This is a genomic window from Litoribrevibacter albus (assembly GCF_030159995.1).
GTDB classification, from domain to species: Bacteria; Pseudomonadota; Gammaproteobacteria; order Pseudomonadales; family Litoribrevibacteraceae; genus Litoribrevibacter; species Litoribrevibacter albus.
In genome coordinates, this window is record NZ_BSNM01000002.1 from 26,497 (window position 1) to 39,390 (window position 12,894).

Here is a 12,894-nt window from a genome sequence, read left to right on the forward strand (position 1 = left end):
AATGGGACTATTTAAATCAATCTCAGACTTGGTGAGCGATAAAGCAGGGATATTTCAGTCGTATGTACCGATCCTCTACTCAGCTGAATGAAAAATGTTCTGACTTGGGCGACACCTCATTAGGTAAGACTGCCATTAAGCACTCTTTGGCGATTCGTTTACTCAGAATTGTTTTCTCCATTTATCTGCTGATCACCTGTGTTATCACCTCTGTTCAGATGACAAACGAATATCTTTTCGAGAAAGACTCTATTCGTGAGAATCTGATGGCCTACCAAAGTATCTTCTACGAAGGCATTGCCAATGCCTTATGGAACTTCGATTTCAAACAACTCAATGCCATGATGGATGGCGTCTATAAGCTTCATGATATTGAAGGTTTGTATGTGTTTGATGGGAAGGGAAAGTTAGTACTGACACGGGGTTTCGAGAACCAAGCACCGTCAGATGATTCAGCTGCTTCTGATCGTTTGGGATCTACCGACGAAAAGGCGCAACAAGTGCCAACGAATCAGCACGGCGTAAGCTCGCTGAAAGCATTAAGTTATGACCAGATGGAGCAGCGTGGACTGTTTTCTTACACCTTTCCTGTGGTCTTCTATGATGAAAATATTGGCTCTGTAACGCTGTTTTCCAGCAACAGGATTGTCTTTAATCAGGTTAAATACAACTTCCTGACCATCATTATCAACGCCATCATAAAAACCATCATTCTGTGGTTATTGTTTATCTGGGCGTTCAAACGCTTTCTGGTTCGAGCTTTGGACAGTTTCATTTCCAAGATGGAATCCACCACGCTTGATAATCCCGGCGGCGCAGAGATAGAACTTCAAACCTTCGGCGCTTATGAGTTGGAACGTTTTCGTGATGTGTTTAATCACATGACGCAGCGTATTGTTAAGTCCAAATATTCTCTGGAAAAGCTTAACGATGAGCTGGAACGTAAGGTGGAAGAGCGCACCAAAGAAACCTTGTTGAAACAGGAAATGCTGGAGCAAATGAGTCAGCAAGGGCGCATTGGCGCCTGGGAATGGCGCATTGAGGAACAACAACTTCATTGGAGCACGATGACGCGCATCATTCATGATGTGGACCAGGACTTCATACCAACAGCCTCTTCTGTGTGGTGGTTTATTAAGGAAGAAGACAAGCGTGCCTTAATTCAGCAATGTCTTTCGGACTGCATAAAAGATGGCAAAGCCTGGTCGGAAGAGCTTCAGATCGTCACAGCCAAAGGGGAAGACGTTTGGGTGGTGATCACTGGCAGTGGTATTTTTGAAGACGGCAAATGTGTTCGTCTCTACGGCTCCTATCAGGACATCAACGAGCGCATCAAGGTGCGCCACGATCTGGAAGAAGCGAAAGAGTTGGCCGAAAGCGGTGCCAAGATGAAGAGCCAATTCCTTGCGACCATGAGTCACGAGATTCGTACACCGATGAATGGCGTGTTGGGGATGTTGTACCTTCTCAAAAATACCGACTTGGACGAGAAGCAGGCAGGGTATGCGGACGTTGCCACCACCAGTGGTGAGTTCTTGTTGGGGCTGATTGATGACATTTTGGATTTGTCCAAGATTGAAGCGGGTCATATTGAACTGGAGCATTTGAACTTCAATATTGTGAGCGTACTGGGTGACATTGCTAAAAGCTTCGGTATCAAAACCTATAACCAAGGTATTCAATTGATTTTGGATACCTCTGAAGTCCCGAATATTCAGGTCTGTGGCGATTTTGGCCGGATTCGACAGGTTGTATCTAATTTGATGGGGAATGCCGTCAAGTTCACATCATCAGGGCATATCTTAATCCGGGCCACACTCACTGATGTGGGGCCACAGTGGCAACTGGACTGCTATGTGGAAGACACCGGGATTGGTATCCGTGCAGATAAAGTCCACAGTATTTTTGAGCACTTTACTCAGGTGGATGCCTCTACTACTCGCAAGTACGGTGGCACCGGGTTGGGGCTGTCGATCAGTAGAGAGCTGTGTCGTTTAATGCAGGGAGACATAGACGTTAGCAGTGAACTGGATCGGGGCAGTACTTTCCACTTTCATGTTCGGTTGGAGAAGGCGCCGGTTACTCCGGTAAACGCGTTTGGTTTGAACGATATGAAAGATGCGTTTACCGCGAAACGTGTGTTAGTTGCAGATCCCTATCCGATGTCCCGAGAGGTTCTTGAACGACAACTGAATGCATGGCAGATCGATGTCGTGTTTGCGCCCTCCTGGCATGTGCTTATCAGTATTCTTAGTGATGAGTTGGAAGCCCCCTTCGATGTGGTTTTTCTGGACTACGCGTTAGCTCTGTCGGTAGATCCTGCATCTGCTTTAATGTATGGCCGGGTGTTAAGGAAACAAGCCTGGGTGTTGATGCAACCGATGGGAAATGAGCAGGACAAAATTGATATTCCCCAAGTGAATTGGATGGAAAGGCTCGAAAAGCCGATCGTGTCAGAGGAAATCAAGCGCGTATTGGCTGATGTACTGAATAAGCGTGCTGCCGATCCTGGTGCGTCTCCAGAGTTAACGCGCGGGGGTGGGCAAGTTGTCGAGCTTAAAGGCAGGAACAATAATCCTACGGATTCTCACGCAACTCCCTGGCCTGAAAGTACCCGTATCCTGTTGGTGGAAGACAACGATATTAATCGGTTAGTCGCCTCCGGGATGTTAGAAAAAATTGGCTTACAGAATGATTTTGCAGTAAACGGCGATGATGCACTCAGTGTGTTGCAGTCTTCTTCCACAGAGTGCCCGTTTGATCTCATTCTTATGGATTGTCAGATGCCGGTTATGGATGGCTACGAAGCCACTGGCCGGATCAGAAAAGGTGAAGCCGGAGAGCGTTACCGTTCTATCCCGATTGTGGCGATGACCGCCAATGCCATGGAAGGGGATCGAGAGCTTTGTATCCATGCCGGGATGGATGATTATCTGACAAAGCCCGTGGACCCTTTAATTTTGCTGGAGAAGCTGCTTCAGTGGTTGCCTTCCAGAACGTCTTGAACGAATTGCTTGAACAATGTGAGTGGCAGTCTGCTGTCTGATTCGTGATGTTATTTACTCATACTCTTAACCCTGATCTTGCCAAACCAACTGGGTGTCACGAATGGCTTTAAGCAACGGGATATGACGATCAATGATGCTTTGCACCGCTGCCAACGCCTCGGCTGTTTGGGCTTCACACTGAAAATTTAACGCACTGCCTTCGCTATTGATTCGACAGATTCCCATGGGAAAGTGCACCACTGATTGCTGTGTGTGTGTTTCCACCGAGACTTTCCGTGCAAAGTGTTTGCCGAGCATGTCCTGATATTTTTCAGCCTTTTCAGCTGTGACAGAGCTGGTGCTTTTAAGCATGGTTAATGATTCCTATCTTTTATCTAATCACGTGAAATTTATGGTTTTAAAGTTCAGTACTGTAGGTTCCACTGAGATCCACCGGGCTAAACCCTGTCAGTAGGGTGTTGAGCGTCTGTTGAGGATCAAGATCTTTGAACAACTCTGGGTGAAACCATTTCGCCATGGATTCGATGGCGTACAAGTTCAGCGGTGAGTTGTAGAAATGGTGCCAAAGCGCGTAGCTGCGACCGTTTTGAATGGGCACCAGTCGGTCAAAGTTCCTATGTGCTAACACTTGTTTCAGTGAGGCTTGAGCAATGCCGTTCGGTACTTGAGCGCCCATGATCAGGCTTGAGTAACGTTCAGAAGTACGAGTGGGTGTGCTAGACGGTTTGCTAGAAGGGGGGCTGGGGTTTGCATTAAATTGTGCGCCCGATGACGTGCCTATGTAGACATCGAAATTTGAGATTAAGGCGTATTCCGCACTGATCTTTCCGACCGGGCCGGGCAATTGGCCTTCGGCAATGCTGATGCCGCCAGCGAATCTTGCCATCGCTGCAAATAAGCCTTCTGCAATGGTAAAGCAGCAGGGTTCTTTGGTGCTGGCCCAAACATCTAACAACACCTTGGGATAAGCACTTTCGGGAATGCCTGAAAGTGTATCTTGGATATGAGCCAGTTTGGTTTGGTAGAAGCGACTGAAGCTGTTGGCGTTTTGCTCGTAACCCAATACTTGTCCGAGAATTTCTATGCTGCGTGCCGTGTGTTCAATGGGATTCTTGCGGAAATCAATGAACACGATCTTAATGCCAACTGCCGTTAATACGTCGATAACTTTCTTCGACTTTGCGCCTGGTCCATGACCGTCGAGCCCGAAGATGGCCACTTCCGGATTCAATTCCAAAATCTTTTCAATGCTAACGCTGGTTTCACTGGTTTGACCGAAGGTCGGGATCTGATCAATCTCAGGAAAAGCCTGTTGATACGCCTGATAACCGGCCGGATCAAACTGCTTGAAGTCATTCATCATCCCGGCCACTCGGGTCAGTGGTTGTTTCACTCCAAGCACGCCCAGTGCCGCCAGGAAGCGACCTTCGCCGAGAATAATACGCTGCGCCGGTTGTTCCAGCGTGATCTTGCGATTGGCGATGTCGGTGATTTCAATGCTGGCGTGGGCAAACCCTGCCACGAGCAGAGTCACACAAGCGAGCCAGAGTTTTAATGAACGACGCGGCATAGTTCTTTTATCCTGTGGTTGGTCGTTATGATCATCAGTGCGTTGAAAAGGAGCGGAGGTGCTCATTCCCTGAGCGTTTATCATCCTTGTGGCACTTGATCGTAATTAGAATGGTTTGTTCTGTGATTCCCTAGAACTGATACGCCGCAGACAGACGAATATCTCGGCCCGGTTCCGGCAAACCAATTGGATCGGCGCCTTCGCTCATCGAGAAGAATGAGCCCTGATCGTAGTAGTACTTGTCGAACATATTGTTCACTGCCAAGCCAAGGGTCAGATCTTCCATTGGTAGCCATTGAACATAGACATCATGAATGCCATAACCGGCTTTTTCGTCCTGGCCCTCCGGCACGTCCTTTAAGCGTTCAACCAGGCGAGCGTTCCAGCCCAGTGTTAGGTCATGTCGCATTTGGTATTCAACGCCGGTCGTCCAGGTTCGGCCGTAAGAGGTGCCAAGCCCCATGTCGCCACTGGCCAAGGGTTCATCGCCCAGTTCTGGTTTACTGTGAGATACGCCGGCATTAAGCGTGACAGCATCCCAGAAGTAAGCCATGCGTAAGGCATATCCTTTCACTTCTACGTCATCGACGAAGCTGTAGCGAATACCTTGAGAGCCGCTGATGATTTGTGCGTTTTCAATGGTTTGTTTGAAGATTTCACCGCTGGCTGCGAAGTTCATTCCTTCGTATTTGAAACCAAACTCGATGTTGTCCGATTCTTCCGCTTGCAATTCCTGGAGCGGTACGTCGCCGTCGATGTCTGCACCACGATAGCTTTGCAGTGCTTGATTCAAGTAAGGAAACTCAAGGAACCAGGCTTCCGGGCTGCTCACGCCTTTGAAGGCTTGTGCATAACTGGCAAAGACTTCCAGTTCATTGGTGATGTCAAAGCTCAAGGTGGCGTTCGGGCTGATGGCGTCATCCGAGAAGTTTTCACCTTGATTGTCGGTGTAGTCGTAGTCGTCGTAACGTACCCCTGTGCTCAAGCGCAAAGACGGAGTCAGTTCGATGTCGGCCTGAACATAGAGGGCGGTGATTTCCGTCTCTTCATTGTTGAAGTCATCCAAATAGCCTTTTACCAGATAGGCTTCGTCTTCCCGATATTCGGCACCGTAGGTGACTTCATGCTTGCCCATTCGACTGGTGTTGCGAAGATCAAAGCCTAAACTTTCGATGCCTGCACCGTGGGCTTTTCCATCGTAGTAATCAGCAAAGGTCCAGGTTGGCGGTGGCCCAGCCGGTGGCCAGTTGGCCGCATAAACATCGCCTTTCTTCGTGAGGTAGCTGTCGTTGTAATACACAGTGGATTTCAGATCAATCCACGGTGAGTCAGGATTGTAGCCATAGTTAAAGATGGCCGATTCGCGATGTGTTTCCTGAGGCACGAGAGTACTCGGGTACGCAGGGTGTAGGCCGATATCCACCATGTTCGGACGGGCATAACGCGTACCGTCGTCGTCATATTCTTCGTAGCTCAGAGCCAGGTAGTGGTCTTCGAGTAGGGTGCCGCTCAACTTGAAACGTACGGATTGTTGTTCGAACTCGGTGTTATCCACTTCGTCGCCGTGGCCGTCGGAGTAGTTGTCGCCGGTATCATAACGGGTGATGCTGGCTAACAAGCCAAAATCATCGTTCAACATACCATAGGCGCTAAGGTGATTTTTCCAGCCTTCGTTATTACTGAAGTAAGAGGTCTTTGCTAAGGCGCCGAAACGCTCACCGTCTCGGAGCATGTCTTTGGCGTCTTTAAGGTTAAAGTGGATGGCACCGCCTAAGGCGCCTGCGCCGTCGGTGGCGTTACCGGCACCGGATTTAATCACCACGTTTTTCACTAATTCGGGTTCTACGTTGACGCGACCTTGGTGGTGATAGAGGTAACCCGCTTGTGTGGCTCCGTCGATGGTGACATTGAGCAGCGTGTCTTCAATACCGCGCACATAGATTTTCTGCGCAACAGGCAGGCCACCACCGACAGTGATGGAGGGTTCGTGACGGAACATGTCTTCCAGATCGGTGACCTGACGCTTCTCAATCATCTCGTCCGTCATGCTGACATTGAAGCCGTCTTCTTTGGAACCGATTACTTGAATGATGTTAGTGGTTTTGGTGTCAGCGTTGTTTGTTGTCGTTTCTGTGTCGGCGTATGCGCAGGTAATATTGGCAGCGGCAACAGCCAAAGCCAGATAACTGACCTTACTCGCTAGCTTAGTGTTCTTCATTACCTAAATCCTATGTTGGTGGTATGAGATCAAGGCAGGGTGGCGAGCGTTGAGTGACATCAATGAACTCCCGACTTATGACCCTGTTGATGTAAAAATGTTTCTAATGCTAATGATTCTCATTTATGATATCACCAAGGCGTCGCATGAACAGAGAAGATCGTTATTCAAAGCTGACAAAGTGTTATGCGTTACCGTCAGAGTGGTCAGAGGCAGGACAAATAGACGTATGAATACCAACACTATCTTTCTACAAGACCTGAAAAACTTGCAGTCACGATTGGGCTTAAGCCAGAATTTTCGTGGTGCAGATGTGAGTCAGCCGGTAATGGCGGGGCACTTTCAGTATCTGGCGTTCCAAAGCGGGTTATCGATGCATGTGATGGATGCGGTGGAGCATCAAAACACCGAAAGCACCATGGAATTGCCGGAAGGGCTAAGCTTTAACTTTATGTTCTCTGGTCAGATTAATTTCTCTTTCGCCAATGAAAAACACATTATCGGCCCGGATCAGGGGCGTATTTGCTGCTCAGCGATCATCAATAACTCATCGGATATTCTGACCCGTTCTATGTGTGCTGGCATGCACATCAAAAAAGTAAACGTCTTTGTGGAACGGCAGTGGCTGGAAAACCGCTGTAAAACATCCAATGACAGTGAGTTACTGAATCATCTGTTTACGGATAAACGTGTGTTGCATTGGTTGCCGGATGAGGAGGTCGTCGCGAAAGCCTCACAGTTATTTACCGTCAATCAGAGCAAGGGCTTTTCGGGGCAGTTAGAGGCCGAGTTCCTGACCATGCAGTTGTTATCCGGCTGTATTGATCAGCTACATCAGGATCTCAATGCCTTGGATGAACACTCTGATCAGCAGTCCAAGGTGGCTGCGGGTAATCCGTCGTTGGAATTGAAACACGCCATTGATCAGCTGTTAGAGCGACACGACTGTTTGCATGACATTGCCACAGCGCTGAATATGAGTGAACGCACCTTACAGCGTCGCTTTCAGTCCTGTTTTCAACAAACCTTATCTGCTTATGTTCGGCAACGTCGTTTGGAAAAAGCCAAGTGTGCCTTGGCGATTGAAGGGCGGAGCATTGGTGAAGCAGCTTATATTGCTGGTTACAACCACAGCTCCAACTTTGTGAATGCTTTTAAAAAGCACTATGGCATGACGCCTTCGGAGTTTTTAAAGGTGCATCAAGGAGTAAGGCACTAGCGCCTTACTCCTTGATTTCATTTCAGATTATAGGTTCAGGTAATAGGTTTCAGGTTATGGATTCTAAGTTACAGAAAGCCCAGCAGGGCTTTGCATCCGTAGGCCACCACAGCGAGCGTAAAGACACCCGCCAGGTAAAGCGCCACGGCATTGCGAAGTGAATGCTTTGGCGTGCTGTTCATTAGTAACCATCCTTCAAACTGGTCTTACCGCTGAACGTCTTATAGTTGTAGACGTTATAGGCGATGATGATCGGGATGAAAATCAAAATGCCAACTAAGGTGAAGTACACCGATTTGTCCGGCGCAATGGCGTCCCAAATCGTTAAGCGACCTGGAATGATGTAGGGAAAAATACCCGCAACCAAGCCCGCAAAGGCGGTGGCAAATAAGCCCATCACATAGGCCAATGGCTTCAAGCTGTGTTCTTCTTCCGAATTTAATAAATTCCAAAGCTTATAGGCAAAGAACGCGGTTAATAGCGGCATCGGTGCCAGCCAGATATTCCCCGGCCAATCCAACCAGCGAGAAGCAATTGCGGGTTGCTCCAATAACATTTCGACGCTGACCATCGCCAGGAAGAACAGCATGCCAACTAACAACACCTTGGCGAGCATTCTAACGCGTTGTTGCAAGCCGTCTTCGGTTTTGCGAATCAACCAGCATGAACCGAGCAGAGCGTACCCAACCACGAGTGCCACGCCGGTATGGATCGAGAAAGGCGTTAACCATTGCAAGGGTTCATCTAGAGATTTGGGGCTTGACATGTCACCGACCAGCGCACCAAGAATTAAGCCTTGGCAGAAGGTGGCTAGGGTTGAACCGACCGCAAAACTGATGTCCCACCATTTTTGACTGGAATCGGCCTTGAATCGAAATTCAAAGGCGACGCCTCGGAAGATCAACGCAATCAGCATCAAGATGATCGGAATGTAGAGGTTCGATAAGACATAGCTGTAGACGCTTGGGAAGGCCACAAACAACACCACACCACCAAACACTAACCATGTTTGGTTGCTGTCCCACAGGTGGGCGAGACTCTTCATCGCCAAACCTTTATCTTCCGGTGTATTCAACAGGGGCGAAAGAATCCCTACGCCGAGAGAAAAGCCATCCAGCAGTACATAAACCAGAATGCCAAAACCGATCAATAACAGGTAAACCAGTGCGATATCCATTAGTGATCTCCTTTGCGTGTGTCTGTGTTGTGAGCATCGATGTAGTCGGACATTTCCTGGGTGTAACCTACGTCCACCTGAGCAGGGTTCAATGTGGCCGGCAGATCCTCATCCTGACCGTGAGTGCTTTGGTCATTAAGCAGTGACTCTATGGTTGCAGGGCCTTTACGAACCAGCTTCCGCATGAAGTACACATAGGTGATGAAGAGAATGCTGTAGACGGTGACAAACAAGGCCAGAGAGAAGGCGACGCTTTGTGCAGGTAACGGAGAAACCACATCGGTAGTGCGAACCAAGCCTTGCACTAACCACGGCTGACGCCCCACTTCCACCACATACCAACCGGCCAGTGTTGCGATAACACCGGCGGGAATCATTAATACAGAGAAAGTCAGCAGAGGCTTGGATTCAAACATGCGCCCTCTGCGTCGAGCAATCCAACCGGCCAGACCGAGTAATAGCATTAATCCTCCTAGCCCGAGCATGATACGGAAGGAGAAGAACACCACGGGTACTGGCGGGCGATCTTCCTTGGCGACTTGATCCAACCCGGCAATTTCACCATCCAGATCGTGTTTGATGATCAGGCTGGCGGCTTTAGGAATGGTCACTTCGTAATGATTGGTTTCCTGTTGTTGATCGGGGATGGCGAATAAGCGCAGATCCGCGCCTTTTTCTGTTTCCCAAATGCCTTCCATTGCAGCCAGCTTCACAGGCTGATGTTCGGCCACATTCAAACCGTGGAAGTCACCGACGACAATTTGTAATGGTGCCAAAATCAGAATGGCTTTCATGGTGAAAGAGAAGCCCACTTTGGCGAATTCGGTGTGTTGTTTTCTCAATAAGTAATAGGCGTGAATGCCTGCAATCAGTAATGAAGCCGACAAACAGGTCGCCAATAACATGTGGGATAAACGGTAAGGGAAAGATGGATTGAAGATCACTTCCAACCAGCTGGTTGGGTGGAATACGCCATCGACAATTTCATAGCCTGCGGGAGTGTGCATCCATGAATTCGCCGCAAGAATCCAGAAGGAGGAAAATACCGTGCCGATAGCTACAGTGCAGGTGGCGATGAAATGTACCTTGGGTGAGACTCGATTCCAGCCGAACAGCATAATGCCGAGGAAACCGGCTTCAAGGAAGAAGGCGGTGAGTACTTCATACGCCAATAAGGGCGCCAGTACCGGGCCGACTATGGTCGAAAATTCGCTGAAGTTGGTGCCGAACTCGTACGACAGTACCACTCCGGAAACAACGCCCATCCCGAAGGTCACGGCAAAGGGTTTCATCCAGAATTTTACCTGTTGTAAATACACCGGATTTTTTGTTTTCAGCCAGAGTCCTTCCATGATGGCAATGTACAGCGATAAGCCAATGGTGATGGTCGGAAACATGATGTGATAGCTCACGGTAAACGCAAACTGAATGCGAGATAGCAAGCTTGAGTCGGGTAACGAGGATAGCAGCTCGAACATGGTTTCACCCTTTGTAGTTGTAAGAATGTCCCTCCTGTTGAAAGGTGTGTGTCTGCATCCGTAGGCCCGGTTTAATGATCTAATCGTGACCGTTCCAATGGGGTGTGGCAGCACGCCTTCCAATACCCCCTAAGAGCAAAGCGGGTGCCAATAAAAATGATGGATTTATTAAGGCGTTGTTTTAAAAGGATTTGTTCGGTTTTTTAGTTGTTTTTTGTTTTTGGGTTGCTTAATAACTGGCCAATGAAAAGGACTATATGTAAACTTTGTAGACGGTTTTTAGTGTGAAGTGTGTAAAGTAAGTTTACGATTTCTTTTCTATGTGGGAGGCAAGCGATGGACATCTCTGTTCTATTTAATACCAGTTTGTGGACCACAGTATTGAGTGCGTTCGGTGTGGCGATCTGGCTATGGAGTCGACGCCGGGAAGATCCAAGCCTACCTGCACTGGCTGGATTTTGCTTATCGATGGCGGCCTGGTGCCTGGGACATATCTTCGCACTACAGCAGCAACCTCAGTTGGCCGTGCCTTTGTTGTTGGCGAACCCGTTGCTACCCACCAGTTTTCTGCACTTTGTGATCGTATGGTTGAAGGATTCCAAGGTTTCGACCTTTGGTTTGGACCAGCGCATTCCCTATTTTTATGTTGCGGCCCTGCTGGTCACCGTTGCCAGTGTTCTGGCTGATGGGGGCTTTTTGGCTCCTTGGTTGGTGTTCCCTAGTTTCTTCCATCTGGCCTTGGCGGGTTGGATGAATCTCGCCTATACGGTGGCGGTCGGGATCTTTGCTCACATATTGCTGCTTTACGGATTCCGAGAAAGCCAGGGGAATCAGCGCCGTTCCATCGTGGCTATTTTTGTAGTGGGCGCCTGGGGATTTTTGCTCGCGACCAGCTTCATCTTGCCGTCGATTCCTAGTCATTTCTTTCCATACCCCATGCTGGCTCTGCCCAGTTATGCGGTGCTGGTGGCGTATTCCGTAGTTCGCTACCGCTTGGTGGAAGCCAATCGGTTAGTCAGTCATGCCTTACAGTGGCTAGTGGTGTTGATGGTCTCAATGCTGGTGATGGGCGGGCTGTTATGGCTGGTTGAACCACTCGGGCTGGAAGAGTTATCTCATGTACCTAACCTGCAGCTTTTGGTGTATTCAACGCTGTTGTTACTGATCGCCTGGTTATCCTATGAACCGGCGAAGCGGTTTGCGGAGCGTTTGATTTACCCGGGCGGGAAGGTCGAAGAAGCGACATTGAATCTTTGGGTGAGTCAGTTGAATCGGGTAACCTCCTGGGAGGAACTGGCCTCCGTCGTGGAAACCATGTGGTACCAACGCAGCCGCTACAAAGCAGGTATGAGTATTGTTGATGCTCAAGGGGAGCCTTACGTTGAAACCCGGCAGACAACGCAATTTACCTGTATTAAACGCAGTCAGTGGCACTGTTACTTAAATGGCTGGGAAGACATTCCGCCAGCAACGCATCATATGGCAGAGATTCTGGCTGCGATGTTGCCGAGTACCTGTGCGTCACTGGAGCGTTCTCTGCAACTGGCTGAAGTCAAAGCCAAGGCGGAGCGAGCGCGCATTGAGCAGCGGCATTTGGTTGAGTTAGGCGGGCTGACCGCCGCCATTGCTCATGAGTTACGAAACCCGTTGAACATCATCAACATGGCCTCTGCTCAAACCGAGCCGATGATTAAATCGCACATTCAAAACCAAGTGGCCCGTGCGGAGTTATTGATTCGCGATACTCTCAGTTACGCCAGCAACATTGATCTGAACAAGACCGAGATGGATGTGATGAGCTTGGTGAATCAGGTGGTCGAACAGATTGATGCTTTGTTTAACGTGCACATCGATGTGCAAGGGCCGGAGACTTTGATGGGCGCGTTCGATGGCCCGAGATTACAGCAGGTGCTGATCAATATCCTGGAAAACTCAGCGGCCTTTATTGCTCAGCAAGCCGATGGAAAAATTCAGCTCACGGTACAAAGAGACGTGTTGCAAGGCATGACTTCCGAACTGGTGATCTCTATTCACAACAATGGCCCGCAAATACCGGACGAGATGCAAGCACACCTGTTTGAACCCTTCATTAGCAAGCGCAGCGGCGGCAGCGGTTTGGGCTTATCCATTGTGCGACGGATAGTCGATGCTCACCAAGGCAGCATCGAATACCGGGAGGATTGTGGTTGGCCCGTCACCTTTATGGTTCGGTTGCCGGAATAAC

8 protein-coding genes are annotated in these 12,894 nt (G+C 49.1%); 3 read left to right on the top strand and 5 right to left on the bottom strand.

Annotation, left to right across the window (positions count from 1 at the left end; translation table 11 throughout):
• Window positions 1-62 precede the first annotated feature (62 nt).
• Window positions 63-3,005 (top strand): hybrid sensor histidine kinase/response regulator, encoded by a 2,943-nt coding sequence (locus QQL66_RS00260; protein WP_284377382.1) that lies wholly within the window; start codon window positions 63-65, stop codon window positions 3,003-3,005.
• A gap of 66 nt (window positions 3,006-3,071) precedes the next feature.
• Here the strand turns inward: QQL66_RS00260 and QQL66_RS00265 are convergent, their stop codons facing one another.
• From QQL66_RS00265 to QQL66_RS00275, 3 genes are all read right to left on the bottom strand, one after another.
• Window positions 3,072-3,359 (bottom strand): DUF2218 domain-containing protein, encoded by a 288-nt coding sequence (locus QQL66_RS00265; protein WP_284377384.1) that lies wholly within the window; start codon window positions 3,357-3,359, stop codon window positions 3,072-3,074.
• A gap of 46 nt (window positions 3,360-3,405) precedes the next feature.
• On the bottom strand, window positions 3,406-4,578 hold the full coding sequence (locus QQL66_RS00270) for a TroA family protein (protein WP_284377385.1): 1,173 nt from the start codon (window positions 4,576-4,578) through the stop codon (window positions 3,406-3,408).
• A gap of 130 nt (window positions 4,579-4,708) precedes the next feature.
• Window positions 4,709-6,796, bottom strand: coding sequence for a TonB-dependent receptor domain-containing protein (locus QQL66_RS00275; protein ID WP_284377387.1), 2,088 nt, complete (start codon window positions 6,794-6,796; stop codon window positions 4,709-4,711).
• A gap of 229 nt (window positions 6,797-7,025) precedes the next feature.
• Between QQL66_RS00275 and QQL66_RS00280 the strand changes: the two genes are divergently transcribed.
• A complete protein-coding gene (locus QQL66_RS00280; RefSeq protein WP_284377389.1) occupies window positions 7,026-8,015 on the top strand; it encodes a response regulator transcription factor in 990 nt (329 codons plus the stop codon).
• A 181-nt stretch (window positions 8,016-8,196) separates the two neighbouring features.
• Here QQL66_RS00280 and cydB read toward each other — a convergent pair whose 3' ends face one another.
• Together cydB and QQL66_RS00290 are read right to left on the bottom strand one after the other, a co-directional pair.
• Window positions 8,197-9,192, bottom strand: coding sequence for a cytochrome d ubiquinol oxidase subunit II (gene cydB, locus QQL66_RS00285; RefSeq protein WP_284377391.1), 996 nt, complete (start codon window positions 9,190-9,192; stop codon window positions 8,197-8,199).
• Window positions 9,192-10,670: a cytochrome ubiquinol oxidase subunit I gene (locus QQL66_RS00290; RefSeq protein WP_284377393.1), complete on the bottom strand. Its 1,479-nt coding sequence runs from the start codon at window positions 10,668-10,670 to the stop codon at window positions 9,192-9,194. Before QQL66_RS00290 ends, cydB begins: the two co-directional genes overlap by 1 nt.
• A gap of 336 nt (window positions 10,671-11,006) precedes the next feature.
• On the opposite strand from QQL66_RS00290, the gene QQL66_RS00295 reads away from it, so the two are divergent.
• A complete protein-coding gene (locus QQL66_RS00295) occupies window positions 11,007-12,893 on the top strand; it encodes a sensor histidine kinase (protein ID WP_284377394.1) in 1,887 nt (628 codons plus the stop codon).
• The last annotated feature ends 1 nt before the right edge of the window (window position 12,894 follow it).